Genomic DNA, 26,409 nt, shown 5'->3' with positions numbered 1-26,409 from the left:
ACTGGATCGCGACGAGCCTCGGGAAGCTGACGGGGCTGGAGGCCCTCGGCGGGGTGATCGGCGAGGGGCTGGGGTTCATCGTTCCCGAGCTGCTGATCTGGCTGATCACCACGATCATCGCCGCCCTGAGCGCCGGAGCCGGCGCCGCCGCCCTCGCCGCCCGCTGCGCCAGTATCGCCTCCAAGATCCGCGCCGCGATCTCCGGCGGGCAGCATGTGGCGAAGATCCTGGCGTTTCTGGACGGCATCAAGCCGATCTTCTCGAAGATCGGTGCGTTGGTGAAGAAGCTGCGGCAGAGTATTGATGAAACGGTCGAAGGGATCCTGAGCAAGGGCCACCGCGCCGAGCGATCAGCGCGGTACTGGCGGAAGAGGTTGGACGAGTTGGCGGGCCAGGGTCACGGGCCGCAAAAACATGAGGGTGACGTCACCGATATCCAGCTGTACGAACGTGTCTTTGAGGGAAAGGATCCTATGACTGGGACTGTTCGCAGAAACGAAAAAGGGAGAATCCTAGGGGTTGGCAAACACTCCACGAAGTTCAACACTCCTGCAGACTATGTGCGCGCCTACGAAGCGGTTCTTAAACATCCAGACTTTGCAAAATTCGCCTCATCCAATCGGCTCCGAGACGAAATCCCACTCTCCATGAAAAAAGTTTTTGGGCCGGATTTTCAGAACAGAATTCGTGGCTATTCCATCCTGTCTGGGAAGGTCGGTGAAAATCCGGTTATTGGCGAAACGGCATTTGGACCAGACACTGAGATTATTGCAAGGTTCCGCCGAGAGAACGGCCGAGTACTTCTAACGACACTATTCCCGAACCCATGAGACCTACATGAACGATTCCGAACCGCGTCCCTTATCACCTTCCACACGCACACTCCTCGGCTCATATCGGCCCGAAGTTGAAGAAGTGGAAGATCTTCCAGAAATATTGGCTTCGATGGGTTCGCGTTCAGTCGCCCTGGTGCAATCGGAACTCATCGGCTGGATTAAGAGTGGCGTTGTCACGAAGTCTGCATTGGAGCGTCTTACGGGTTGCGAAGTCGCAAGCGATGAGACTGCTCGGGGCTTCATAGAGGCATTCTGCGAATTCTTGAAAACCCCCGAGACCGACCCTCCGGATATTCACGAATTTTGATACTACCGGAGGCGAGCGCCATATGACCTTCTCACCTGACTTTTATACACTACTGATGCACTTTAATGCCAATCTGACGATATCGGATGAGCTACCCGATTATGTGGAAAGCTTAGGCGAACTGGACAGGCAAGCACTCCAGCAAGAGTTCAAGACTGCCCTTGAAAAGGACCTCCTTACAGAACGAGATTTTTACAAGACGACGTCATGCGATCCGGCAAGCAAAGAGTCCGCCCGAGCCTTCTTCGAAAGCGTCTATCGCTACGCTTTTGAGGGCGGTGAGGAAACGGACCTTACAGACTACTGGGAGACACCGCCAAACTGGAGAAGCTACGATTAAAGTCGTCCGCTGCGCCAGTATCGCCTGAGAATTCCGCGCCGCGATCACCGGCGGGCAGCATGTGGCGAAGATCCTGGCGTTTCTGGACGGGATCAAGCCGATCTTCTCGAAGATCGGTGCCTTGGCGAAGAAGCTGCGGCAGAGTATTGATGAAACCGCCGAGCGGATCATGACCAAGAGCCACCGCGTCGAACGCTCAGCGCGGTACTGGCGGAAGAGGCTGGACGAGTTGGCGCAGGATGTTCCGGGCGCTCACGGCCCCCAGAGGCATGAAGGAGATGTTACCGACCAAGCCCTCCTTGACAGAATCTTGCACGGCATTGATCCTATGTCCGGGACGAGGATTGATGCGGTCACGGGCAAAAAGCACACCCAAGTTCGTACAGCAACAAAGTTCAACGCGGCTGCGGACTTCGTTCGCGCGTACGATCATATTGTCACGAAACTGTCCACTAAGCTCCACGATAATGCGGCGATAGCAAGATATGAAGGTCTAGATGGGTTTCCGGTGGAGTTTCCCATTTCGGACTTATTTAGAACCGGGGTAAACACTCGGTTTAAAGGCTACGAAAGGATTGGCCCCAAGTTCTCCTCAGTTTCAAAAGCAATAGACTTCGAAGGTTGATATATATATGCGCGATATCTATGTTTCGAGCCGACGGCACTTTTGGTCTATATACGATGGATCCGAATTCGAAAGGTAAGTCATGAACAGAGCGGAGCGAGCGAGTGCGAAGGCAAATCTGAAGAGGCTATTCGATATATATATTGATGAACAAATTTATGAGCCATGGAGATTAAAGAATACTTGCGGGCAGCGGCGTGAGTATCTGAAACGTTGCCTGCAAGAGCAGATCGACGAGCCACTATTCTCGGCGGAGGAGTTCATGGAGACTTTTGGGCATGGCGAAGTGAATGATGCGCGCTTGAAGCAGTATATTCAGAAGTTGAACGACTACGTGTTTGAGGGCGGTGAGGAGCCTGACATCGACGAGTATTTTCTTTGATCACATGGCCGGGCTGACCTCATGTGGTCGCTTTGGGCGCTCCTGTTTCCCGGCACAAGGGTGCCTCATCCGTATGATGACGTCTGTCCAACGAGGTCGCTCATGAGGCCGCCGGACGCTCGGCGGAGGCCGTCGGACGCGCAGCGGAGGGCGTCGGCGGCACTCGGGTGATAGTTCGGCGCGACCGCCATGGGCGATCCTTGAAACCCTGCTGGCCCCTCCCCACATATCTCCTGCACGGGCGCCAGACGGGCCCGCGCATGACCCCGCGCCTGTCCGCTGCAGGAAGGCGCATGTGACTGAAAACGCTTATCTATCGCTCAATGGAGGATACCCATGCGTAACTACGACCTTTCCCCCCTCTACCGCGCCACCGTCGGCTTTGATCGCTTCGCCGACCTGATGGACCGCGCCCTCACCGCAGACGGCACCCAGCCGACCTACCCGCCCTACAACATCGAGAAAGTCGACGAGAACGACTACCGCATCTCGATCGCCGTGGCGGGCTTTTCGGAGGCTGAGCTGAACGTCGAAGTGAAGGAAGGCGCCCTGATCGTTTCGGCCAAGAAAGCCGATAATGACGAGGGCAAAACCTACTTGCACCGTGGTATCGCCACCCGCGCCTTCGAGCGCCGGTTTACCCTTGCCGACCACGTCAAGGTGACGGGCGCAACCCACGCCGATGGCATGCTGCATATCGACCTCGTGCGCGAAATCCCCGAGGCGCTGAAGCCCCGCCGCATTGAGATTGCCGGTGGGTCACAGAAGACCATCGAGGCGCAGAAAGAGACCGTCGAGGCCTAAGCCTTCGGTTCGTCTGAGAAGAGGGCGGCGCGCGGGGAAACTCGCGCGCCTTTTTCGTGTTGATGGTAAAGCCGGCGCTGTAAGGTTGCGGTCGCAGAGGTTGCGTTGCAGCTTTGCCGTGACATGACGCTGTATGACGGAGGCGCGGACGTGAGTGATCAGCAACCCGATGAGGCCGCCGTCATCTGCGGCTGCTTGCTCCGGCGCGAACGCCCCTTGGGGCAGGTCGTGCGTGACGCTGACGGGGACTGGCAGTTCCTGTGCGGAGTCGTGGCCCATGCGGGCGAAGATCCACCCGATGCCGGTGTTGTCGGGGTGCGCGAGGCGTTTCGGGAATTCGACGTGCCGAAGCCTGTGCAGGGTCTTTTGCCGGGCCAAACCGCGCAGCTTGGACCCGAAAGGGAAGGCTGGAGGATCCGCTGAGGTTTGCACCAGCGCCGAGTCAAGGTGACTGTGCGGCACCGCGGCCCTTGGATCCACGGCGAACTCACGGCGTGGAGTCTTCTGCTTCAAGTAGACTGATCAGATCCGAAAAACTCTCCGCGAGTGGCTCGGAACTCTCTTCGCCGGCCACACCGTCGAAGTATACGAGCTTGCCTTCCCCGTCATCGCGGAAGTCGAAGGCGATGTATTCGCCACCGCTGTTGCTGCCGATCACGAAGAGCCCCGGATGGTGTTCTTCCTCCAAGCCACTGCGTGCATAGTCTTCGACCGACTCAGCGCTATAGATGCAGAGCCAGAGGGGATCGACAGAGAGCGGGCCATCGCCTCCATTGGAGAGGCGCAGGAACCATAGGTAGTCGTTGGGCAAGGGGTACTTGCAGGTTTCAACCAGGCTCGCAATCGCGGTGCCGGATGCCCCGCCCGCCTTGCTCCAGTTGCGTCCCGCCAGCACGCCCTCAATACCGCGGCGGCTTGCTCTTCCAAGTCCCCAGCCACCGCCGCCACCCGGCTTTCTTCTCATTCGCCGCCGCCTCAACCCGGTCCCACCGGTCCTCCGCCGCATCCAGCGTCGGGTCCAGCGCGCGCTCGCGGAACTGCCGCCACATCGCCCGGATGAAGAGCAGCGCGATCCCCAGCAGCACGAAGAACGAGATGTTGAACCACGGGATCGAGTAATGCTCCGGCCCGTCGATCGGCTTGATGCCAATCGCGTTCGGGTAGATCGAGAAAAACCGGTTGCGCCAGCCGTAGTGGGTGATCAGCGCCCATTGCGGGCTGGCCTGCGTCGAGATGTACTCCGCCGCATCGGCCTGCAAATCCGAGCTGTCGAACTTGAAGTAGGGCGGCCAGATCCAGCCGGAATCCTCGTTGCGGTAGACCATCACGCCATAGCTGTCGCGCGGGATGAACCCGAGCAGAAAGCTCTTCTGCTTCACTGTCTGGATAAACCGCACATCGCGGGTGGCCATCTCCGTGGCCCCGCTGTCGGCCTGCGCATAGAACATCCGGTTGAAGCCCGAAAAATCCTGCCGGATCACCTCGGTGCCGGTAATTCTCACCACGTCATGCTGGGGCAGCACGTAAAGGAAGATCAGCGCGATCATGGTGATGAAAGCCCATTTGATCGCTCGCCACAAAATCCGCATGTTGCCCCTCAGTTGGCGTTGGTAAACCACAGGATCGTCACCACGACGATCACCGGGATGACATAGACCAGCAAGATCAGCTTCTTGCGCAGCCCCGAGTGATACTCGGCCATTCCCTTCTCGATATAGGCACTGCGCGCGGCATCGTCACCCCCGCTGGGGTGATCCTCTGCCCAGGCCTCTTCCAGCTTCTCGCGCCGCACCGAGCGCGAATAGATCGAGATGCAGAAGTAGATCACCGTCAAAACGATGAACCCCACCACAACAAGCCGTATCAACCCCATGCCTTACCTCCTGATCGCGCCCCACGGTCCGACGATGCGGATGCGCTCATCGCTCACCCTTTGCGCGGGCGGTGGGCTTGGCTCTTCCATCGCGTCTTCCCCGGTCCCGAAGAGTGCCGCCCGCGCCCCCTCCTTGTCCACCGCGTATTCGCGGGCGAGGAAATCGGCCACAAATTCCTTCTTGCTGTCCGGCCACGCCCGGTAGAGCGCATAAAACAGCTCCTTGTGGCAGATGAAGAGCTGGCGCACGTCAAGCCGCGAAAGCTCGGTGAGCAACTGGTTGATCAGGTCGCGGTCGGGGTGGTTGGTGGCGCGCAGCGTGTAAAAATAGGCCGGATGGCTCGATGTGATCTTCGGCCACTTCCCGCCCTGCTCGGCCCAACGCACCAGCTCGTTCAGCGCATGAAACTCCGGCGGCAGCGCCGAGCCCAGCACCTGCGCCAGCTTGCGCAAATCCCCCCGTGAGCGCGAAGGCACATCCTTGCCCAGCGTCGCCGCCACATCGACGAGGATGAAATCCATCTTCTGCTTCAGGATCGCCGTCGCATCGGTGCCCTTCGCCTTCACGATCGGCTCCACCAGCCCGTTCAACTCCAGAAACTTCGCAATCCCGGCCCGATCCTCAAGGTCGAAGACAAAGGGCGAGGGCACCTTGCCCAGTTTCTCCTTCTCGCCGCAGCAAATCACCGCCGGGTGCTCCACATTGCGGAAAATGTAGAGCCCGCCAAAATGCGCCGTCCAGAAGTTGCCCTGCGTGAAGCTCGGCGCCTTGAACGTCACCGGGTTTCGCGTCACATCGCCGGTCTGTTTGGCCAGCCCGATCATCTCGGCAATCAGCACATCATCCCACCACGCATCCGGCTTGGTCTTGAAGGTGCTGATCTTCTCACTCAGCGCCTCGGCCTGCTCCACATGCCCCGAGGTGGTATCGGCCCGCACGGTGATCTTCTTGATGTCGAACAGCCGCGCCGGGGTGTTCACCTCAAACACGGTGTTATCCAGCTCCCCCAGCACCGCATCACGCGAGGTGAGCGCAAAAAGCTGGCTCTCGTTCTCCTCGATGAACTGCCGCAGGATGCCGCGGCTCATGGAGAACTTGGCGTTGAGCAGAGGCGCGGTCTTCTGCGCCGTGGTCAGCAGAATGAACTGACGGTTCACCCCGTTGGGGTTGAGATAGAGCAGGTCATCGAACTCGAAGGCGATTTCCGGCGAGAAGCCGGAGATATCGACATGGAAGTCAGGCAACTCGGTGCGCTTGCCGGTGAGCTTGTGGAGCGCCCGGTTGTAACGGTCGATCAGGGCAGGGGAGGCCACCTCGATCAGATTGCCGAACATCAGGCCGCGGGAGATGAGGCGTTTCATTTTTCGATCAGGCCTTCCATTTGCTCCACGAGTTCACTCAGTTCCTTTAGTGCTTGTGGAGTAATCGCTTTCGGATATTCCTCTGGGCCATGAAGTACCTCATTCCTAACGTTCCGAAGGCGAAGCGCGGTGTCAAATTGCTTTTGTGAGATGACCTTGCTGTATTTCAAAAACGACAATGAGTTAGAAAACGGTTGCGCTCTATCTTCATTATCTAGCTTCCTGACTGACCGCTCAAGTCGAGTCCAGCTTGCTATGAACTTTCCTAGAACGTCCATCTCCATTTTCTCGTCGAGCTCGATTTCCACCAAAAATAGTTGGGAGAAAAGTGTCTTTGCCAGTTCAGCGTAAACCTCCACTTTTCTTCGCTCGATGGTGAGTCCATTGCCTTTGTGATAAAGTCGATTCCTCAATCCGTGAAACCATTCAATTTCTCCCAAGTCGAGTCCAGAGATCCTTTCTTGCGCATGCTCTTCAACGCCATCCAAGAGGGACGGGAAATTCGAGGTAATTTCCGACTTTAATTTTCTAGATAAGCTTAGTCCGTTAATTCGCTTTGGCAGCTCAATAAAGGTCTCCAGCATGAGTTCGACCGCATTGTCGATAGCTATCATTGCCAGACGTCGGTTGGCGTCGGAGTCCTCTGCCAGTAGCGCAACTCCATGACGCAAAATTTCAGCAGGTCCAGTCGCCCAAAGTGGCTCGGTTCGGTCTTCCCTCACCCCTTCCCCTCCAAATACCTCTTCTTCGCCTCCTCCTGCCGCCCGAAGTCGCGCACCATATTCGCAATCGCCACCTCGTCCGACTTGTCGGCGTAGCGGAACTCGCTATCCGCGTAGCGGTTCACCTCCTGAATCACCATCTCCATGGTGATCGGCTGGCGCAACTCGCTGACCATCCCCAGCTTCTCGTCATAGGGCTTGAACAGGAACAGCTCCGGCTCCTCCATCCATTCATCCGGCAGCTCAAAGTCCATCGCGCGCACCTTCACAGCGTCGGTGATGTTCTTGATCGCCCGGCCGGTAAACCGCTCATCCGCCTCCTGAATCGCCTTCAGATAGCGCCCCACCTTGGCAATCGTGTCCAGCTCGCCGATCTCGCCGCGCACCTTCTCATACACCACCAGCAACCCCTCCTCGTGGGGCTTGCTATGCCCCTCGAAGCTGGCCGACACCGCCTTCTTGATCTCTTGCGCGGCATAGGCCTCGTGATCGCCCAGCGGCAGGTCGTGGTTCTTGCCCATCAGCAGGTAGAGGATGTCGATGTAATCCTCCCGCGTCTGCGGCCCGTCGACGAGAAACCGCGCCCCGGCCCGCTGCCGCAATGCGTCATCCACGTTCTCCGGGTAGTTCGAGAACATGCCAAAGGTGCAATTGCCGCGCACCACCGTGTTGGCCCCCGCAAAAGCCTCCATCAGCACCGCCGTCACCTCCTGCTGGCCCGCAGAACTCTGCCGGTCGCCCCGCTTGCCCGCGATCTGGTCGATATCATCCACCGTGCCAAAGCCGATCACGCCCGGGTCCAGCACGTTGTTGATAAACGCCTTCGCGTTCTGCCCCGACTTGCCCTGATAGCTGTCGATATTGTCGATGCCGAAGTTCTGGTAGCGGAACGGATAGCCCGCCACACCGCAATATTCGCTCACCAACCCGGCCATCATCTGGATCAGCGTCGTCTTTCCCGTGCCCGGCGCACCATCGCCCATGAAGGTGAAGATGAAGCCGCCAAGCTCGACAAAGGGGTTCAGCTTGCGCTCGAAGTCATAGGCCATGATCATCTTCGCCAAGCGCATCGCCTGATACTTGGCGATATGGTTGCCCACCACCTCGTTGGGCTTCTTGAACTGCATCACCAGCGTGCTGCCTTTGGCCTTCCGCGCCGGGGTGAAGCCGGCAATCGTCAGGTCATCGGCCTCCACGCGATACTTCGCGCCGGTAAAGGCCTCCATCCGGGGGGCGGACTGACCCCGCAGCGCCACCTTCTCCATCAGTTGCTCGGCATAGGCCATCACCGTGGCCACCAGCTTTGGCTCCTCGTCGGCAAAGGTCGCCAGCTCCTGATCCAGCTCCCAGAGGCAGCCGTGCAGGGCGAGGGGGGCGTTGTCGGTCAGCACCTCTTCCACCGCGCCAATCTCCACGCTGGCCTCGCTGGCCGAGGGGGCGAGCAAAAAGCTCGTCGCATTGCCGAAGGAATACATCACCGCCAGCGCCTCGGCGGCCAGTAGCTCGCCAAACTCCGCCTTGCGGGTCTCGGGCAAGCGGCCCTCGAGGTTCTCCTTCTTCAGCTCCACCAGCCCGGTCGCCTCAGAAAGCGCCTCGCCCGTCGCCAGCGCAATCGCCACCGCCCGGCGCAGCCCGTGCAGCACCGTGGCCTGCGTGGGAGACACCAGCGGGTCACCATCATCCGCCGTCTCGATCCGCTCAACCAGCCGCACGCCCTCGGGCCGGGCCGTCGAGCGTGTCACCAGTCCCGGCGTCGTCGAGCGAAACCGCCGCCGCGTGCCGATGCCGGACGAGCGCTCGGGCGCTGCCGCCGCCTCCTTGGGCTTGGCAATCCGGGGCGTGTGGTCGATCCCTTCCAGCATCTCGGCCGCCGCCTCGTAATGCTTGCGGATCTCCTCTTCCCGAAGCTCCATCTCATTGGCTGAAAGGCTCATCGTTCAAATCCTTCTCAAAACCCGGCCCCATCTTCCTGCCGGAAATATCCCCGCCGGAGGCCCAAACTCTATCTGTAGGAAAACACCCGGCCCCCGGGGCTCACCACGAACTTCCGCACGCCGGAAAACCCCGGCGGGTTCTTCTCGGCGAGCACCTGATAGGGCCGCTCCGGCATGATGATCGACCGCTCCGTGCGCGTCGCCCCGGTGTCGGCCCCCCGGCCGGAAAACGGATCAAGCGTGAAGATCTCGCGCTCGACGGATGAGAACCACCCGGCCTTCTCCGTGCGCACCCGTTCGCTCACCAGCTCTTCCTCGGTCCAGGCCAGCGCCCAATCCTGCCCCTGCGGTGCCTTCGCCTCGGCCAGCACCTCGCAGAGCGGCCCCGATTGCACCGTGTAGGCGGAGGAATACATCGGCCCCACGTGGAAGCGCCGGATGCGCTTGGGGTGCAGATCGTCGAAGTCTTGATCAAACCCCTGCGCGATGGTCAGCAGCTTCAGGCCAGAGAAGCTCTGCGCCATCAAATGCGCCTGCGCGCTCGGCCAGCGCCGCTCGTCTTTGGGCAGGCTGGTGCGGCCCGAGTCCTCGCATTCCATCAGGTAGATCACCGGCAGGTTCACCTGGCTGTCGAAAATCGCCCAATGGATCAGAAAAACACGCCGCTCGCCCTCGCTGCGCTGCCACAGCGCCTCGGGGTCGTTGCGCGCCCAAAAGATATCACCCTCGGTCAGCGCCTCGTAGTAGAAGCGCTGCGCCATCGCGTATTGCAGCTTGGTCGGAATCGTCAGCTCGCCCACGATCTGGCGGATCATGTCGTCCTTCAGCTCCGCCGCCGAAGGCATGCCCCGCAGGTGCCGCTCGGCCTGCTGGGCATCCACCGCCATTGTCAGCATTTCCTGAAACACCGGAAAGCCGCTCTCGCTGCGGTCAAAATCCAGCTTGCCAAAAGGCGTGCCCTCGCGCCCCGTCAGCAGATACTTGTTGCCCAGCGCCGCAAAGGCATTGGCCAGCCCACGGATGTAACGCCCGAGGATCGTCACCTCAGGCTTCGTCAGGCTGCCCTCCACCTCCATCGCCGCCGCCACCTTGGCCAGATGGCCGGTGATCGCGTCGAACTTCGAAAAATACCGCCGCGTGGCGAATTCATCCGAAAGCTGCGCGTGGTCGGCGGTGAGGGCTTTCTTGGCGTCAGTCATTGTCGCCTGTCCAGATCGTTTCCGTTTTCGTCGACATTACAGATCCAACGTCTTTGGGCCGCTTTCTTGCCGTCGCGAAAGATGGATCGCTCCGTCCAGCCCTGTCCGAAAGTTGCACGTCGAAAGGCTCCCGGCGGTTTATCCAGAGGCGATACGGCGCTGGCAAACCACATGCTTCGATACAGCCAACGAGCGAAAGCTACCCACAAGAGAGTTCCGCCAATGAACACATAGTCGATCTGGGTGGTATCATTTTCAATTTCCGCTTCGACGTACAGACTTTGCCGATCCTCGATCAGGCCACTACCGACCGCAGCCAGAATGCCTATGCCGAGGCAGATGGTGATGATCTGTTGCGTGCGAAACCGCACCTACGCCCCGTAAATATTCTTGTCGTGCTTCTCCACGATCTTCTCGAAGCGGCGGGCAAAGCGTTCGTCGGCCTTGGCCTTCTGCTCCAGCACCTTGCGGGCAAAGACCATGTGATCTTCGTGCGCTTCCATCATGTCGGCCATCCGCTGGTTGGTGGCCGCGCCGATGCCCGCCATGGCGGCCTGCGCCTCCTGGTCGGTCTTCACCCCGATCTCGTTGATCCGGTGGGCCACGTCCTGCTGCTGGGCGGTCTTCAGCGACTTGGTGAGCGCATCATAGAGCACAACCCGCTGCTTGGTGTCTGTCTGCAGCTTGTTGATCAGCACCATCTGGGTCGCGGCCTGATTTTGCAGCGAGTCGACCCAGGTTTTGCCCTTCTCGATGTAGCGCTCCAGCGTCTGGCTCTTGGCCAGCTTCACCTGCTCCTGCTGCACCTGCTCGTTGTACTTGGCGTTCAGCTCGGCCAGCTCGGTTTCCAGTTTGGTGCGCTCGGCGGCGTCCTGTTCGACGCTGATCTTGTTTTCCAGCTCGATGATCTTCGGGTCCATCGCCGAAATCTCGGCCCTGAGCGCTTCCAGCTCACCCACCGTGGCCTCGCGCTCGTCCAGCGTGGTGGAAAGGTTGGCCTCCACCTTTTCCTTCTCGCCGTTCAGCACGATCAGCTGGTTTTCGAGCAGCTTCACGATCACGTCGGACTTGCTGATGAGATCCTGCAACTTGTCGTCGATGTTGGCGGTGCGGATGCGCTCCTGCCGCAGGCTCTCGGATTTGCCTTTGGAGAAGATGCCGACGAAGCTTTCCCAGCCGGTCTTGTCGCGGATTTCCGAGAAGTCCTCGGAGAACCCCGTCGTCACGTCATCGAGGCCCATGATGAGCTCGGCGATATTGGCGTTCATCAGCTCGGTGTGCTGGTGCACGTCTTCCAGCGTGGCGTTTTCGATGTCGAGCTGGATGTCCTGCCCCTCGGCCATTTTCTGGCGGGCACTCTCGATCCGGCTCGAAAGCTCCTGGATCTTGCCCTGGGTCTCGGCCACCTGGGCCTGGGATTTCTCGATCATCGCATCAAAATCAGCCATTTCGCGTCCTCAAATCATATGGTGCTGGGGCTTATGTGGGGGTTTTAACGCGTTTTGTTAAGCATCGTCACGCGCCAAATGCGGTCATTTCGGGGGCATTTGCAGGGCGATGGCCCAAGAATTCCGGAACATCTGCGCCGTTCTCCCGTTGGTTGCGTAACGCGTGAACACAAATGGGAGACAAATCCTTGCACCAGCTAGCCAGCCGCCTTGGCCTGCGCACCGATCCGACGATCTTTTTTGTCTCCGCAGGGCTGACCCTGCTTTTCGTGCTCGCGCTGGTCATCGCGCCCGATCCCATTGGCGATTTCTTCGCAGCGGGGCGGGCGTGGATCGTCACCAACCTCGGCTGGTTCTTCATCCTCGGCGTCAATGTCTGGCTGGGCTTCCTGATCTGGGCGGCCTGCTCGCGGCACGGGCACATCCGCCTAGGGCCAAAGGGCTCGCGGCCCGAGTATACCAACCTCAGCTGGTTCACGATGCTCTTTGCCGGCGGCATCGGCACCGTGCTGATGTTCTGGGGCGTGGCCGAGCCAATCTCCCATTTCGCCAATCCGCCGCTGCCGGGCGTTGCGCCCCACAGCGAGGAGGCGGCGCAGGATGCCATCTCCATCGCCATCTACCACCTCGGCCTGCACACATGGGCGATCTTCGCGCTGCCGGGCTTGGCCTTTGCCTATTTCATCAACCGTTACGAGCTTCCCGTGCGGGTGAGCTCCGTGTTCTACCCGCTGCTGCGCGAGGGCATTCACGGCCCCATCGGCAAGGCGATTGATATAGCCTCCATCCTCGGCACGCTCTTTGGCGTGGCCGTCTCCCTTGGCCTCGGCTCCAGCCAGATCGCGGCGGGCCTCGATGCGCTCACCGGCTCGGGCACCGGGCCGGGTGTGCAGGTCACGATCCTTGCCGTGCTCACCGTGGTCGCCGTTGGCTCCATCGTCGTCGGCCTCGACAAGGGCGTGAAGGTGCTCTCCAACCTCAACATCGGCATGGCCGTGGGGCTGATGATCTTCGTCCTCGTCTTCGGCTCCACGCTCTTCCTGCTGCGCGGCATCGTCGAAACCTTCGGCCTCTACTTCGAGAACCTGCCGCACCTGATGTTCTGGAACGACATGCTCGCCAACGAAAACCCCGACAACCCGCCATGGGGCTGGCAGGGCAGCTGGACGGTGTTCTACTGGGCCTGGACAGTCACCTGGTCGCCCTTCATCGGCCTCTTCGTGGCGCGCATCTCGCGCGGGCGCACCATCCGCGAGTTCGTCTTCGGCGTGCTGCTCGCGCCCTCGCTCTTCACCCTCGTCTGGTTCTCCATCTTCGGCTGGCAGGCGATGGAGTTTGACGGGCTGGGGCTGGCCGCACGGGCCTCGCTGGGCGAGGGCGCGGGCGAGATCAGCGCCGCCGTGGCCGAGTCGGTGCCGCTGGCCATGTTCGCCTTCTTCGAGCACTTCCCCTTCACCGAGTTCATTCAGGGCTTCGCCGTGGTGATCGTGGCGATCTTCTTTGCCACCTCGTCCGATAGCGCCTCGCTGGTGGTCGACATGCTCTGCACCGGCAAGCCCACCCCCGGCCCGGTCGGTCAGAGGGTGTTCTGGGGCGCCGCCGAGGGGCTGGTGGCCGCCATGCTCATCATCCTCGCCGGTGAGGCGGGGCTGACGGCGCTGCAACAGGTCATCACCGTGGTCGGCCTGCCGATTTTCGTGCTGGTCTGCATGATGATCCCATCGTTGATCCGGGGCTTCGCGGAGGAGGAGATCGACCACATCAACATCGGCACCCGCCCCGAGCTGGAGGCCTTTCACCCCGAAGATGACGTGGAGATCGACGCCCGCAGCACCGCCGGGCGCACGCCTGAGCGCCCCGCACCGGCCGAGTAGGAGATCGGGCGTTGTGGCGGCAGGTCGATCTGCCTAACCTGCCGCCATGCCAGCCGATCTCGACGCCCGACTTACCGATGCCATCCGCGCCCGCGAGGGTGAGCTGGTGGCGCTCTGCCGCGACCTCGTGCAAATCCCCACGCTCAACCCGCCCGGCCAGCACTACCGCGCCATTTGCTCCTACCTCGCCGAACGCCTCGGCAAGCAGGGCTTCGAGGTGGAGATGATCCGCGCCGAGGGCGCCCCCGCCGACAGCACAGAGTATCCGCGCTGGAACATGGTCGCCCGCCGCGAGGGCAAGCGGGCAGGGGAGTGCGTGCATTTCAACTCTCACCATGACGTTGTGGAGGTGGGCCGCGGCTGGACGGTCGACCCCTTTGGCGGCGAGGTGAAAGACGGCAAGCTCTATGGCCGTGGCTCCTGCGACATGAAAGGCGGTCTCGCTGCTTCCATCATCGCCGTCGAGGCCTTCCTCGAAACCTGCCCCGACTTCTCCGGCGCGGTCGAAATCTCCGCAACGGCGGATGAGGAATCCGGCGGCTACGGCGGCGTGGCCTACCTCGCCGAGCGCGGCTGGTTCAGCCCCGAGCGGGTGCAGCACGTCATCATCCCCGAGCCGCTGAACAAGGACCGCATCTGCCTTGGCCATCGCGGCGTCTGGTGGGCTGAGATCGAAACTTTCGGTCGCATCGCCCACGGCTCCATGCCCTTCCTCGGAGACTCCGCGGTGCGCCACATGGGCGCCGTGCTGGCGGAGATGGAGGCCACGCTCTTTCCGCTGCTCGCCACCAAGCACACCGAAATGCCGGTGGTGCCCGAAGGTGCCCGCGAAAGCACGCTCAACATCAACTCGATCCACGGCGGCGAGGCCGACCACCCGGCAGATTACACCGGCCTGCCCGCGCCCTGCGTGCCCGACAGCTGCCGCATCGTGATCGACAGGCGCTTCCTCATCGAGGAAGAGCTCGCCGAGGTAAAAGGCGAGGTCACGGCGCTGATGGAAAAGGTCAAAGCCGCGCGCCCCAGCTTTACCTACGAAATCCGCGATCTCTTCGAGGTGCAGCCCACCATGGCCCCCGAAGATGCCCCCATCGTGCGCACCACGGCGGCAGCGATCGAAAAGGTGCTCTCCCGCCAGCCCGATTACGTCGTCAGCCCCGGCACCTACGACCAAAAGCACATCGACCGCATCGGCAAGCTCTCCAACTGCATCGCCTACGGCCCCGGCATTCTCGACCTCGCCCACCAGCCCGACGAATGGGTCGGCGTGCAGGATATGGTCGACAGCGCCAGCGTCATGGCCCTCGTGCTGGCCGAGTTGCTTGCCCGCTAAACCGCCTATGCAGCCGCGCTTGGGCCGGTTAACCTCAAGGAAACCACCCAGGGAGGCTCCAGCCCCATGACCCTTCGCACAACCCTTCTCGCCGCCACGCTCCTCGCCACGCCCGCGCTGGCGCAAGACAGCATCACCCTCGGCATGGTGCTCGAGCCGCCAAACCTCGACCCGACAGGCGGCGCGGCGGCGGCCATCGACGAGGTGGTTTATGCCAACGTCTTCGAAGGCCTCACCCGCTTTGCCGCCGATGGCTCGGTGGTGCCCGCGCTGGCCAAAAGCTGGGAGGTCTCGGACGATGGCACCAGCTACACCTTCACCCTGCAGGAGGGCGTCACCTTCCACGACGGCACCGCCTTCAACGCCGATGATGTCGTGTTCTCGCTCAACCGCGCCCGCGCCGAAGACAGCACCAACGCCCAGAAGGCGCTGTTTGCCGGGATCGAAAGCGTCGAAGCGGTAAACCCGACCACCGTAACCGTAACCCTCAGCCAGCCCGATGGCGCCTTCCCCTTCAAGATGGCATGGGGCGATGCGGTGATGGTGGGCGAGGAAAGTGCCGCCGAGCTTGCCACCAAGCCCGTTGGCACCGGCCCCTTCACCTTTTCCGAATGGGTGCAGGGCGACCATGTGAGCCTGACGCGCAATGCCGACTACTGGGGCGAAGCCCCGGCGCTGGCCAGCGCCACCTTCAAGTTTATCTCTGACCCCAACGCCGCCTTCGCCGCCATGATGGCCGGCGATGTCGATGCCTTCCCCAACTTCCCCGCGCAGGAAACCCTGCCGCAATTCGAGGGCAACCCGCAGTTCAAGGTGATTATCGGCTCGACCGAAGGTGAGACCATTCTGGCGATGAACAACGCCCAGCCGCCGCTCGACAACGTGAAGGTCCGCAACGCCATCGCCCATGCGATCAACCGGCAAGACATCATCGACGGCGCGATGAACGGCTATGGCACCCCCATCGGCACCCACTTCGCCCCGCATAACCCGGACTATGTGGACCTGATGGAAATGTCGGAGTTTGACCCGGAGGCGTCCAAGGCGCTGCTGGCCGAAGCCGGGGCCGAGGGGCTGAAGCTGCGCCTCGCCCTGCCGCCCCCCGCCTACGCCCGCCGCGGTGGCGAGATCATCGCCGCCCAGTTGCGCAACGTGGGTATCGAAACCGAGATCACCAACATGGAATGGGCGCAATGGCTGGAGCAGGTGTTCAAGGGCCGTGATTTCGACCTGACCATTGTCAGCCATACCGAGCCGATGGACATCAACATCTACGCCCGCGACGACTACTATTTTCAGTATGCCGACCCGGACTTCAAAAGCATGATGACCCTGCTCGAAGGCACCACCGGCCCGGATGCGCGTTCGGAGATCCTGAAATCCGCGCAGACCAAGATCGCGGAAGATTTCGTCAACGGCTACCTCTTCCAGCTGCCCAAGACGGGTGTGGCCAATGCCAAGATCGAGGGTCTGTGGGAGAACGCCCCGACCCAGGCCAATGACCTCACCGGGGTGAGCTGGGCCGACTGACCGCCGCCGCGCCGGCGCTCCCCACCCGCCCACCCTCGCGCCGCCGCACCGGCGGTCAGTCGGCCCGGCGGGCCTGGTGCGGGCGGTGAGGGCGAAGTGGATATTTGCAGCAAGAAAATGGGGCGGGGAGTGGTGCCTCGCCGCTGGCTTTTACCGCCTACCTATCGGGCGGCTGCCAGTCAGAGGGCGGCACATCGCGGCGGGCGAGGCGCAGGGCGAGACCAAGGGTAACGCCCACTCCAATGGCCACCGTAAGGTCGGCCACCACCGTCAGCACGAGGGTCAGAACGAGCAGGAAAAGGTCTGAGCGCCGCTCTTTCAAATGGCCTGCCCAGCGATGCGGCTCGCTCATGTTCCATGCTGTCAGGATCAGCAGGGCGGCCAGCGCGGGCATCGCCATGTAGCCTGCCAGCGGGGCTGCCACGAGCATCACCACGAGGATGGTTGCCGCATGGACGATACCGGCCACCGGTGTCTTGCCACCCGCGCGGATGTTGGTGGCCGTGCGGGCAATTGCGCCGGTCGCGGGCAACCCGGTAAAGAGGGCCGCGCCGATGTTTGCCGCGCCCTGCGCCATGAGCTCGGCATTCGGGCGGTGCGCCCCCGCTATCATCCGGTCTGCGACCATGGCGGAGAGCAGGGACTCGACGCCTGCGAGGAAGGCGATCACGAAGGCGGAGGGCAAAAGCTCCGCCAGCCGGGCGGCGCTGATCTCGGGCAGGGTGGGGAGGGGCAGGGAACGGGGCAGCGCGCCGAAGCGGCTGGCGATGGTGTCCACATCCAGCCCGGCCAGTGCCACCACGGCGGAGGTGAGGGCGACAGCCACAACGAGGCCGGGAAAGCGTGGAAAGGCGCGGCGCAGGGCAACGATCAGCACGGCGGTGGCCAAGCCGACGGTGAGTGCTGCGCCGTTCAGGCTGCCCCGCGCGGCCCAGAGCGCTTCGAGCTTGGCAAAGAACTCGGCGGGCATCTCAGACACCCGCAGCCCCATCAGGTCAGCGAGCTGACTGGTGGCGATGATGATGGCAATGCCGATTGTGAAACCGTTGATCACCGGCTCCGGCACAAGGCTGATGAGCCGCCCCGCCTTCAGCAGGGCCGCCGCCACAAGTATCATCCCCGCCATCAGCGTGGCCAGCACCAGCCCGTCGTAGCCGTGCTCGGCGATCACCCCGAAGATCACCACGATGAAGGCCCCGGTCGGACCTCCAATCTGCACCCGGCTGCCGCCCAGTGCCGAAATGAGGAAGCCCGCGACAATGGCCGTGACGAGCCCCTTCGCCGGGTCTGCCCCCGAAGCAATGGCAATCGCCAGAGAGAGCGGCAAGGCGACCATGGCAACGGTGACGCCGGCCTGCAGGTCGGCGAGCAGTGTCTTGCGGTCGTATTCTCTGAGCGTTGTCAGTATCTTGGGCGTCATGGCCGTCAGCCGTAATTGGCATCCGCCGGGCAAATGGCCCGCGCGGTCTGTCCCCTGATGCCCCGTTGGACCCGGGGGGTCAAGCCAGCGATCAGCACTTCAGATGCGCCTCAAGGTCGTCCAGCCGGTCATGTCCCCAAAATAGCGCGCCGTCATCGACCACGTAGAAGGGGGAGCCGAAGGCGCCTTTCTCCACCGCCTCGTCGAGGTTGCGCCCATAGGTCTCCGCGCCCGCCAGCAGCCCCCTGTCGGCCAGCCCCGGATCGAAGCCCGCAGCCGTGAGCCGGGGCGACCTTGCCCCATATCCGTTCAGTCCTCGGCGAGGGGGGTGAGGCCGTGGTTTTGGCTGCGCAGTTCGGCTTCCAGCCGGGCCGCGTCCTGGGGTGTCAGGGCCGTGACGACGAGGGCCATATCTGCGGGCAGGCGATAGAGCCTGCGCCCGCCCTCCGCGCCTCTTTCCAGCAGCCGGGCGGAATGTGCGAGGGCCTCTTGGGCGAGATACTTGGACGGGAAGTCGGCCTCGATCTGCGTGGCGGTGCCATCGAGGCGAAAGCTGAGGCGATTGGGGTTCAGATGGATCTCATCCGGGGCAGGGCGGCCCAGCATATCGGCGAAATCGGTGAGCAGGCGGCGGTAGGTCTCTTCCGTCATTTCCACCTGCTCGCGTTGGACGGCAAGATTGGGCTCGTCCCCACCCTCGGCAGTCCGCAGCACCATGTCGCCAAGCCCCAAGATATTGGCCTCCGGTGGATCGTTCCGGATGGCCTCGGGCAACCGGGTGCTGGAGAGCACGCCGTAGCCGCGCAGCACCTCGCGCCGCGCGTCCAGCCAGGCCAGCGTGGCCGGGTTGGGCGAGGGGGGCGGCGCGGGGGCTGGCCTTGGCGGCGTGAGCGCGTCGGGCGCAGCGCTTCGGGCCCGGGCCAGTTCCTTGCGGGTGAGCCATGCCAGAACCGCCGCCAGCGCGAAGGCCAGAGCGGCCAGCGCATAGCCGCCACTGCCCCCGGATGTGGCGGCCAGATAAAGCCCGAGCGCCAGCAGCACGCAGGCTGCCAGCGCGTGGGTGGCGACCGAGGCCCAAGTCAGCCAAACCTGCGCGGACCTCATGCTTTCAGATGTGCCTCAAGGTCGTCCAACCGGTCATGTCCCCAAAATAGCGCACCGTCGTCGACCACGTAGAAAGGGGAGCCGAAGGCGCCTTTCTCCACCGCCTCGTCGAGGTTGCGCCCATAGGTCTCCGCGCCCGCCAGAAGCCCCCTGTCGGCAAGCCCCGGATCGAAGCCCGCAGCCGTGAGGCACGCCTGAATGACATCGTCCTGCGCAATGTCCTTCTCCTCGGCCCAGCAGGCCCGCAGCAGGCCGTGCGCCAGCGCCCCCACATCGCCGCCGCCCTCCGATTGCGCCGCGATCAGCGCGTAGCTCGACGGCGCGGCATTGGTCGGGAAATGCGCCGGGGTGAAGTTCATCGGCAGGCCGGTCTTGGCTGCCGCCCGCTTGAGCTCCTGCATCCGGTAGGCCTTGCGGTTGTCGTGCCGCTCACCCGGCGGAGTGCCGCCGGTGCGGGCAAAAAGCGCCATGATATCCACCGGCTTATAGGCAATGCTCGTCCCCGTCGCCCCGGCGATCTCCTCCAACCGCATCCCGGCAAGGTAGGTGAAGGGGGAAATCGTGGAGAAAAAGTAATCAATATGCGGCATTTGCACCTCCCTGCGCGCGGCTTTCTGGCCCTGACGGTAGGCCGGTGCTATGGGGTGTCAACATATCGATTCTGCCACGCGCGAGGGGACACGCGATGCCCAATCCGACCGAACCCAAACTGATGTCCGGCAATGCCAACCTGCCGCTTGCCACCTCGATCTGCCGGCGGATGTCGATGCATCGTGGCATGACGGTCGGGCTGGTCGATGCGCGGGTCGAGCGGTTCAACGATCAGGAAATCTTCGTCGAGGTCTATGAGAACGTCCGCGGCGAGGACATGTTTATCATCCAGTCCACCTCCAACCCGGCCAATGACAACCTGATGGAATTGCTCATCATGGCCGATGCGCTCAAGCGCTCCTCGGCGGCGCGGACGACGGCGGTGATCCCCTACTTCGGCTATGCCCGGCAAGACCGGCGCACCAAGGCCCGCACGCCGATTTCGGCCAAGCTGGTGGCCAACCTCATCCACGAGGCGGGCATTGAGCGGGTGCTGACGATGGATCTGCACGCCGCGCAGATTCAGGGCTTCTTCGATATCCCGGTCGATAACCTCTACGCCTCGCCGATCTTCGCGCTCGATATCAAGCACCACATGCGCGAAAAGCTCGCCGACGTCATGGTTGTCAGCCCCGACGTGGGCGGCGTGGCCCGGGCCCGCGAGCTGGCCCAGCGGATCGGCGCGCCGCTTTCCATCGTCGACAAGCGCCGTGAAAAGCCCGGCGAAGTTGCCGAGATGACGGTGATCGGCAACGTCAAAGACAAGGTCTGCGTGATCGTGGATGACATCTGCGATACCGCCGGCACCCTCTGCAAGGCCGCCGAAATCCTGATGGAAAACGGCGCCACCGAGGTGCACAGCTATATCTCCCACGGCGTCCTCTCCGGCCCGGCCGTGGAGCGGATCACCAATTCGGTGATGAAGAGCCTCGTGATCACCGACAGCATCGAACCCACCGAGGCGGTCAAGGCCTGCCCCAACATCCGCATCGTGCCCACCGCGCCAATGTTCGCCCAGGCGATCCTCAACATCTGGTCGGGCACATCGGTGTCGTCGCTGTTCGATCACAACACGCTGGTGCCAATCTACGAAGGCTTCTACGGCACCGACGTCTGAGGCCGAGGGCGGGGGAGACACCTCGCCTTCCGCCGCGCGCCGTAGGGTGGGTGCCAACCCACCGCTACCGCGCTCAATACATCTCCCAGTCGTCCTCGTGGCGCAATTCGCCGAGCGCCATCCAGCTTGCCCGCACCCGCGCCACCCGGGTGTCGCCCCACGTGCGAAAGACGATCTCGAAGCCTTCTTCGGTGATGTTCTCTGCCGAGATATCCGCGCGCTGGTTGGTCTTCTGATCCATGTCCCACATGGCAAGGTTCACCACCACGGTCGGCAGGCTGCGGAAGGTTTCTGCAAAGCTGATGGCCCGGCGCGATTGGCGCGGGCCGGTGCCCGTCCACATCTCGCCGCCGTCCTCGAAATCCGAGAACATCACAACAGAGCCCTCGTCGACCCCGACAAGGTGATTTCGCAAGCGTTTCATTCTGTCTGTCTAAACCCGTCTTCCCTGGTCCACCGATAAAAAAGGATTTGGGCGAAAATTGGAACCAAAACGTAAATGGCCCCGGCGATTTCTCGTCGGGGCCATGAAAATTCTGATGTGCCTGGGCTCAGGCGTTGGTGCGCACTGAAAGCCCAAGATCGTTGCCCAGTGCGGCAATATCGGCTGCCGCCTTGGCCAGAGAGTCCAGATCTTCGGGCGAAGCGTTGTCACGCGCGGCCGCGGCGTCCGAAAGAAACTCTTCCAGAGCTTCGGAGGTCATTTCTTCAGCCGGAACAGCGTGCTCGGCCAGAACGGTGGTGCCCTCTGCGGTGATCTCGGCAAAGCCGCCGATCACGGCAAACTTGCTTTCGGCACCATCCTCGGCGGTCACGGTCAGAAGGCCGGGCCGCAGGGTGGTGATCATCGGGCTGTGGTCGGGCATCGCCGTCAGGTCGCCTTCGGCACCCGGGATCTGCACCGCCTTCGCCGCCAGCGAGGCCAGACGGCGCTCGGGCGAAACCAGATCGAATTGCATGGTGTCGGCCATTGCAGGCTCCTGTCAGTTGAAATCGCCCCCCGCACCCTTCCGGGGCAGGGGGCGCAAGCTCTTAGGCGGCTTCCGCAGCCATCTTTTCGGCCTTGGCCTTCACTTCGTCGATGCCGCCAACCATGTAGAAGGCGCCTTCGGGCAGGTGGTCGTATTCGCCGGCCACAACTGCCTTGAACGAGCTGATGGTGTCTTCCAGCGGCACCTGAACGCCGTCAGAGCCGGTGAACACCTTGGCCACGTCGAACGGCTGGCTGAGGAAACGCTGGATCTTCCGGGCGCGGGCCACGGTCAGCTTGTCCTCTTCCGAGAGCTCGTCCATGCCGAGAATGGCGATGATGTCCTGCAGCGACTTGTAGCGCTGGAGGATACCCTGCACGTCACGGGCGACCTGGTAGTGCTCTTCACCCACGATCAGCGGGTCCATCAGGCGCGAGGTGGAGTCCAGCGGGTCCACGGCGGGGTAGATGCCAAGCTCCGAGATCGCACGGTTAAGCACGGTCGTCGCGTCGAGGTGGGCAAAGGTGGTTGCCGGGGCCGGGTCGGTAAGGTCATCCGCAGGCACGTAGACGGCCTGGATCGAGGTGATCGAACCGTTCTTCGTCGAGGTGATCCGCTCCTGCATGGCGCCCATGTCGGTTGCCAGCGTCGGCTGATAGCCCACAGCAGAGGGGATACGACCCAGAAGCGCCGACATCTCGGAACCGGCCTGGGTGAAGCGGAAGATGTTGTCCACGAAGAACAGCACGTCGGTGCCGGTCGCGTCGCGGAACTGCTCGGCGAGGGTCAGGCCGGTCAGCGCGATACGGGCACGGGCTCCGGGAGGCTCGTTCATCTGGCCGAAGCACAGGGCAATCTTCGATTCCGGCAGGTTGTCGGGGTTGAGAACGCCGGATTCGATCATCTCGTGGTAAAGGTCGTTGCCCTCACGGGTCCGCTCACCCACACCAGCGAACACGGAGAGGCCCGAGTGCACCTTGGCGATGTTGTTGATGAGTTCCTGAATGAGAACCGTCTTGCCCACGCCGGCACCGCCGAACAGGCCAATCTTGCCGCCCTTGGCGTAGGGGGCCAGCAGGTCGATCACCTTGATGCCGGTCACCAGCACTTCGGCTTCGGTCGACTGGTCGGCGAAGTCGGGGGCAGGGGCGTGGATCGGGCGGAATTCGTCAGCTTCCACCGGGCCCTTTTCGTCAACCGGCTCGCCGATCACGTTGAGGATACGCCCCAGCGTGGCGGTGCCCACGGGCACCTGAATTGCGGCGCCGGTGTCGGTCACTTCCTGGCCCCTCACGAGGCCCTCGGTGGCGTCCATCGCGATGGTGCGCACGGTGTTTTCGCCAAGGTGCTGGGCCACTTCGAGCACCAGCTTCTTGCCGTTGTTCTCGGTGGTCAGCGCGTTCAGAATCGCCGGCAGATCATCGTCAAACTGCACGTCAACGACAGCGCCGATGACCTGAGCCACTTTGCCTTTTGCGTTAGCCATTTTCGTTTCCTCTTCGTCAGAGCGCCTCGGCGCCCGAAATAATCTCGATCAGCTCGTTGGTGATCACGGCCTGGCGGGAGCGGTTGAACTGGATCGTCAGCTTGTCGATCATGTCGCCCGCGTTGCGCGTGGCGTTGTCCATCGCGCTCATCCGGGCCCCCTGTTCCGATGCCCCGTTTTCCAGCAGCGCAGTAAAGATCTGCGTTGCCACGGCGCGCGGGAGGAGATCGGCCAGAATGGCCTCTTCCTCGGGCTCGTAATCATAGGTCGTCCCAGCTTCCTCGGCAGCTTCCTCGCTTGCCCCGAAGGCGGCGGGGATGATCTGCAAGGCGGTCGGCACCTGGCTGATGACGCTCTGGAAGACCGAATAGAAGATCGTCGCCACGTCAAACTCACCCGCATCGAAGCGGGTCAGCACGTCACGGGCAATCCCCTGCGCATCGCCATAGCCCAGCGACTTCACGCCGCTGAGGTCCACATGGCCCACCGACAGATCGGCAAAGTCACGCTTGAGCTGCTCGCGGCCCTTCTTGCCGACGGTGAGGATCTTCACCTCTTTGCCGTCTTTGAGAAGCTGCTGCGCATGGGTGCGCGCAAGTTTGACAATCGAGCTGTTGAAACCGCCGCAAAGGCCCCGCTCGGCGGTCATGACCACCAGCAGATGCACCTTGTCGTCGCCGGTTCCGGCCAGCAGGCGCGGCGCAGAATCCGAACCCGCCGATGCGCCGGCAAGCCCCGCCATCACGGCATTCATCCGCTCGGCATAGGGCCGTCCGGCCTCGGCAGCTTCCTGTGCCCGCCGCAGTTTTGCGGCGGCCACCATCTGCATGGCCTTGGTGATCTTCCGAGTGCTTTTGACACTCTCGATCCGGTTTTTAAGATCCTTTAGGCTCGGCATGAGCTATCTCCCCGGCCAGCCTCAAGCGAAATCTTTGGCGAATTCGTCCAGAGCCGCCTTGATCTTGTCCTCAAGCTCACCCTTCACCTTGCGGTCGTTGTCGGTGATGTCCTTGAGAAGATCTTCGTGCTTGCCACGCAGGTGCGCCAGCAGCCCGGCCTCGAAGCGACCCACCTCGGAGACGTCAACCTTGTCGAGGTAGCCGTTGGTGCCTGCATAGATGACGCAGACGATCTCGGCATTGGTCAGCGGACTGTACTGAGGCTGCTTCATCAGCTCGGTCAGGCGCGCACCACGGGCCAGCAGGCGCTGGGTGGCGGCGTCAAGGTCGGAGCCGAACTGAGCAAAGGCGGCCATCTCGCGGTACTGCGCGAGCGACAGCTTCACCGGGCCAGCAACCGAAGACATCGCCTTGGTCTGCGCGGACGAACCCACACGAGACACCGAGAGGCCGGTGTTCACGGCGGGGCGGATGCCCTGGTAGAACAGCTCGGTCTCAAGGAAGATCTGGCCGTCGGTGATCGAGATCACGTTGGTCGGAATAAAGGCCGAAACGTCGCCGCCCTGGGTCTCGATGATCGGCAGAGCGGTCAGCGAACCAGCGCCGTGGTCTTCGTTCAGCTTGGCCGAACGCTCCAGCAGACGGGAGTGAAGGTAGAACACGTCACCGGGGTAGGCTTCACGGCCGGGCGGACGACGCAGCAGCAGCGACATCTGGCGGTAGGAGACGGCCTGCTTGGAAAGGTCATCGTAGATGATCAGCGCGTGGCGGCCGTTGTCGCGGAAGAACTCGGCAATCGAGGTCGCGGTGTAGGGAGCCAGGTACTGCATCGGCGCCGGGTCAGAGGCGGTCGCGGCCACAACAGTGGTGTATTCGATCGCGCCGGTCTCTTCGAGCTTCTTCACCAGCTGCGCCACGGTCGAGCGCTTCTGGCCGACAGCCACGTAAACGCAGTAGAGCTTCTTGCTCTCGTCGTCGCCCGCAGCATCGTTGTAGGACTTCTGGTTCAGGATCGCGTCAAGCGCCACGGCGGTCTTGCCGGTCTGACGGTCGCCAATGACAAGCTCACGCTGGCCACGGCCGATCGGGATCATGGCGTCAACCGACTTGAGGCCGGTTGCCATCGGTTCATGCACCGACTTACGCGGGATGATGCCGGGGGCCTTCACGTCCGCGATGCGGCGCTCGGAAGCTTCGATGGCGCCCTTGCCGTCAACCGGAGCACCCAGCGCGTCAACCACGCGGCCCAGCATGGCGTCGCCAACCGGCACGTCCACGATGGCGTTGGTCCGCTTGACGGTGTCGCCTTCTTTGATGTCGCGGTCAGAGCCGAAGATCACGACACCGACGTTGTCGCTTTCAAGGTTCAGAGCCATGCCCCGGATCGCGCCGGGGAATTCGACCATTTCACCGGCCTGGATGTTGTCGAGGCCGTGCACACGGGCAATACCGTCACCGACGGAGAGCACGCGGCCGACTTCGGCAACTTCGGCCTCCTGGCCAAAATTCTTGATCTGGTCCTTGAGGATTGCGGAAATTTCCGCAGCTTGGAGAGCCATTAGCCGACCTCTTTCATTGCGTTCTGGAGGGAAGACAGCTTCGAACGGATCGAGCTGTCGATCATCTGCGAGCCGAGCTTCACGACGAGGCCGCCAATCAGGGCTTCATCGACGTGCATGTCGAGTTTCACATCTTTGCCGACCTTCTTGGCGAGGGTATCGGCGAGAGTCTTCTGTTGTGCGTCAGTGAGCGCCTTGGCCGAGGTGACCTCTGCGGTCACTTCGCCGTTTTCCTCGGCGATCATCGCCTTGAGCGATTTCACCAGCTGGGGCAGGGCGAAGAGACGGCGGTTTTGCGCCATCAGCCCGAGCGTCGAGGTGGTCAGATCGGCGAGCCCCATCTTCTTGGCCACCGCCGTCACGCCAGCTTCCTGTTCGGAGCGGGAGTAGACCGGGTTGGAGATCAGCTCGCGAAACGCATCGCTGTCATCCAGAGCGGCGCCGAGCGTATCGGCGTCGGAGCTCAGTTCATTGAGTTTCTTGTCGCTCTTGGCGAGGTCGAAGAGCGCTGATGCGTAGCGCGCGGCGATGCTTGCGGATATCGAAGCCGTCTCGGACACGTCCACCCCTCGTTGTCATTAAGGCCCGCTTATGTGGGCTCTGGGCATAGATCGGGCATTGCCGTTCCCGGCGCCCCCCGAAGTCGAGGGGTATCTAGCAGACGGTTTCTAGGGTCGCAACTGCTTTAACCGG

28 protein-coding genes and 1 pseudogene are annotated in these 26,409 nt (G+C 62.4%); 10 read left to right on the top strand and 19 right to left on the bottom strand.

From position 1 onward, the window contains the following. Positions 1-53: 53 nt before the first annotated feature. The 6 genes from FHY55_RS17540 (at position 54) to FHY55_RS17515 (ending at position 3,717) form a co-directional block, all read left to right on the top strand. On the top strand, positions 54-830 hold the full coding sequence (locus tag FHY55_RS17540) for a hypothetical protein (RefSeq protein WP_140015422.1): 777 nt from the start codon (positions 54-56) through the stop codon (positions 828-830). Between the two features lie 7 nt (positions 831-837). Next, positions 838-1,143, top strand: coding sequence for a hypothetical protein (locus FHY55_RS17535; RefSeq protein WP_140015421.1), 306 nt, complete (start codon positions 838-840; stop codon positions 1,141-1,143). 22 nt (positions 1,144-1,165) lie between these two features. Continuing rightward, the gene (locus tag FHY55_RS17530; protein ID WP_140015420.1) at positions 1,166-1,483 is read left to right on the top strand and encodes a hypothetical protein; all 318 of its coding nucleotides are present in this window, start codon (positions 1,166-1,168) and stop codon (positions 1,481-1,483) included. Between the two features lie 61 nt (positions 1,484-1,544). Next, positions 1,545-2,108 (top strand): GDP-mannose 4,6-dehydratase, encoded by a 564-nt coding sequence (locus FHY55_RS17525; RefSeq protein WP_140015419.1) that lies wholly within the window; start codon positions 1,545-1,547, stop codon positions 2,106-2,108. Positions 2,109-2,826: 718 nt separating this feature from the next. Further along, a complete protein-coding gene (locus FHY55_RS17520; protein ID WP_140015418.1) occupies positions 2,827-3,294 on the top strand; it encodes an Hsp20 family protein in 468 nt (155 codons plus the stop codon). Between the two features lie 123 nt (positions 3,295-3,417). Then, on the top strand, positions 3,418-3,717 hold the full coding sequence (locus FHY55_RS17515) for a hypothetical protein (RefSeq protein ID WP_210410507.1): 300 nt from the start codon (positions 3,418-3,420) through the stop codon (positions 3,715-3,717). A gap of 64 nt (positions 3,718-3,781) precedes the next feature. On the opposite strand, the gene FHY55_RS17510 is transcribed toward FHY55_RS17515, so the two are convergent. The 9 genes from FHY55_RS17510 to FHY55_RS17470 all read right to left on the bottom strand — a co-directional run bounded on the left by FHY55_RS17510 (position 3,782) and on the right by FHY55_RS17470 (position 11,832). Next, positions 3,782-4,189, bottom strand: a complete 408-nt coding sequence (locus FHY55_RS17510; RefSeq protein ID WP_168223049.1) for an SMI1/KNR4 family protein — start codon at positions 4,187-4,189, stop codon at positions 3,782-3,784. Positions 4,190-4,193: 4 nt separating this feature from the next. Next, positions 4,194-4,883, bottom strand: a complete 690-nt coding sequence (locus FHY55_RS17505) for a DUF1523 family protein (RefSeq protein ID WP_140015415.1) — start codon at positions 4,881-4,883, stop codon at positions 4,194-4,196. Positions 4,884-4,891: 8 nt separating this feature from the next. Further along, entirely contained in the window at positions 4,892-5,167 is a 276-nt protein-coding gene (locus tag FHY55_RS17500) for a hypothetical protein (protein ID WP_140015414.1), read from the bottom strand. 3 nt (positions 5,168-5,170) lie between these two features. After that, the gene (locus tag FHY55_RS17495) at positions 5,171-6,529 is read right to left on the bottom strand and encodes a DUF6638 family protein (RefSeq protein WP_140015413.1); all 1,359 of its coding nucleotides are present in this window, start codon (positions 6,527-6,529) and stop codon (positions 5,171-5,173) included. Continuing rightward, entirely contained in the window at positions 6,526-7,143 is a 618-nt protein-coding gene (locus tag FHY55_RS17490) for a hypothetical protein (protein ID WP_168223048.1), read from the bottom strand. The genes FHY55_RS17495 and FHY55_RS17490 overlap by 4 nt, the downstream gene beginning before the upstream one ends. 104 nt (positions 7,144-7,247) lie before the next feature. Further along, positions 7,248-9,185, bottom strand: coding sequence for an ATP-binding protein (locus tag FHY55_RS17485; protein ID WP_140015411.1), 1,938 nt, complete (start codon positions 9,183-9,185; stop codon positions 7,248-7,250). 68 nt (positions 9,186-9,253) lie between these two features. Next, positions 9,254-10,384 carry a hypothetical protein gene (locus tag FHY55_RS17480; RefSeq protein WP_140015410.1) on the bottom strand — a complete coding sequence of 377 codons (1,131 nt, stop codon included), beginning with the start codon at positions 10,382-10,384 and terminating at the stop codon, positions 9,254-9,256. Then, positions 10,381-10,755 (bottom strand): hypothetical protein, encoded by a 375-nt coding sequence (locus FHY55_RS17475; RefSeq protein WP_140015409.1) that lies wholly within the window; start codon positions 10,753-10,755, stop codon positions 10,381-10,383. Before FHY55_RS17475 ends, FHY55_RS17480 begins: the two co-directional genes overlap by 4 nt. After that, a complete protein-coding gene (locus tag FHY55_RS17470; protein WP_140015408.1) occupies positions 10,756-11,832 on the bottom strand; it encodes a hypothetical protein in 1,077 nt (358 codons plus the stop codon). A 188-nt stretch (positions 11,833-12,020) separates the two neighbouring features. Between FHY55_RS17470 and FHY55_RS17465 the strand changes: the two genes are divergently transcribed. The 3 genes from FHY55_RS17465 (at position 12,021) to FHY55_RS17455 (ending at position 16,569) form a co-directional block, all read left to right on the top strand. Next, a complete protein-coding gene (locus tag FHY55_RS17465) occupies positions 12,021-13,706 on the top strand; it encodes a BCCT family transporter (RefSeq protein WP_210410506.1) in 1,686 nt (561 codons plus the stop codon). A gap of 46 nt (positions 13,707-13,752) precedes the next feature. Continuing rightward, positions 13,753-15,039 carry an acetylornithine deacetylase/succinyl-diaminopimelate desuccinylase family protein gene (locus tag FHY55_RS17460; protein ID WP_140015406.1) on the top strand — a complete coding sequence of 429 codons (1,287 nt, stop codon included), beginning with the start codon at positions 13,753-13,755 and terminating at the stop codon, positions 15,037-15,039. 66 nt (positions 15,040-15,105) lie between these two features. After that, entirely contained in the window at positions 15,106-16,569 is a 1,464-nt protein-coding gene (locus tag FHY55_RS17455) for an ABC transporter substrate-binding protein (protein WP_140015405.1), read from the top strand. Positions 16,570-16,726: 157 nt separating this feature from the next. Here FHY55_RS17455 and FHY55_RS17450 read toward each other — a convergent pair whose 3' ends face one another. The 4 genes and pseudogenes from FHY55_RS17450 to FHY55_RS17435 form a co-directional block, all read right to left on the bottom strand. After that, the gene (locus FHY55_RS17450) at positions 16,727-17,989 is read right to left on the bottom strand and encodes a SulP family inorganic anion transporter (protein WP_140015404.1); all 1,263 of its coding nucleotides are present in this window, start codon (positions 17,987-17,989) and stop codon (positions 16,727-16,729) included. Positions 17,990-18,080: 91 nt separating this feature from the next. After that, positions 18,081-18,272, bottom strand: a pseudogene (locus tag FHY55_RS17445) (DsbA family protein); the annotation flags it as partial. 26 nt (positions 18,273-18,298) lie between these two features. Then, a complete protein-coding gene (locus tag FHY55_RS17440) occupies positions 18,299-19,093 on the bottom strand; it encodes a hypothetical protein (RefSeq protein WP_140015402.1) in 795 nt (264 codons plus the stop codon). Beyond that, positions 19,090-19,683: a 2-hydroxychromene-2-carboxylate isomerase gene (locus FHY55_RS17435; RefSeq protein ID WP_140015401.1), complete on the bottom strand. Its 594-nt coding sequence runs from the start codon at positions 19,681-19,683 to the stop codon at positions 19,090-19,092. The genes FHY55_RS17440 and FHY55_RS17435 overlap by 4 nt, the downstream gene beginning before the upstream one ends. A 95-nt stretch (positions 19,684-19,778) precedes the next feature. Here FHY55_RS17435 and FHY55_RS17430 point away from each other — a divergent pair, with 95 nt between their 5' ends. Next, the gene (locus FHY55_RS17430) at positions 19,779-20,801 is read left to right on the top strand and encodes a ribose-phosphate pyrophosphokinase (protein ID WP_140015400.1); all 1,023 of its coding nucleotides are present in this window, start codon (positions 19,779-19,781) and stop codon (positions 20,799-20,801) included. Positions 20,802-20,874: 73 nt separating this feature from the next. On the opposite strand, the gene FHY55_RS17425 is transcribed toward FHY55_RS17430, so the two are convergent. From FHY55_RS17425 to FHY55_RS17400, 6 genes are all read right to left on the bottom strand, one after another. After that, the gene (locus FHY55_RS17425; protein WP_140015399.1) at positions 20,875-21,225 is read right to left on the bottom strand and encodes an H-type lectin domain-containing protein; all 351 of its coding nucleotides are present in this window, start codon (positions 21,223-21,225) and stop codon (positions 20,875-20,877) included. Between the two features lie 127 nt (positions 21,226-21,352). After that, complete coding sequence (locus FHY55_RS17420; RefSeq protein ID WP_140015398.1) at positions 21,353-21,772, bottom strand: F0F1 ATP synthase subunit epsilon; 420 nt, start codon at positions 21,770-21,772, stop codon at positions 21,353-21,355. 61 nt (positions 21,773-21,833) lie between these two features. Then, complete coding sequence (atpD, locus tag FHY55_RS17415; RefSeq protein WP_140015397.1) at positions 21,834-23,258, bottom strand: F0F1 ATP synthase subunit beta; 1,425 nt, start codon at positions 23,256-23,258, stop codon at positions 21,834-21,836. Positions 23,259-23,274: 16 nt separating this feature from the next. Further along, positions 23,275-24,156, bottom strand: coding sequence for a F0F1 ATP synthase subunit gamma (locus FHY55_RS17410; protein WP_140015396.1), 882 nt, complete (start codon positions 24,154-24,156; stop codon positions 23,275-23,277). A gap of 21 nt (positions 24,157-24,177) precedes the next feature. After that, entirely contained in the window at positions 24,178-25,716 is a 1,539-nt protein-coding gene (gene atpA / locus FHY55_RS17405) for a F0F1 ATP synthase subunit alpha (protein ID WP_140015395.1), read from the bottom strand. After that, the gene (locus tag FHY55_RS17400) at positions 25,716-26,282 is read right to left on the bottom strand and encodes a F0F1 ATP synthase subunit delta (protein WP_140015394.1); all 567 of its coding nucleotides are present in this window, start codon (positions 26,280-26,282) and stop codon (positions 25,716-25,718) included. Before FHY55_RS17400 ends, atpA begins: the two co-directional genes overlap by 1 nt. Positions 26,283-26,409: the final 127 nt, after the last annotated feature.

It is taken from the genome of Oceanicola sp. D3, assembly GCF_006351965.1.
Classification (GTDB): domain Bacteria; phylum Pseudomonadota; class Alphaproteobacteria; order Rhodobacterales; family Rhodobacteraceae; genus Vannielia.
This window is presented reverse-complemented; position numbering and strand designations above follow the sequence as displayed.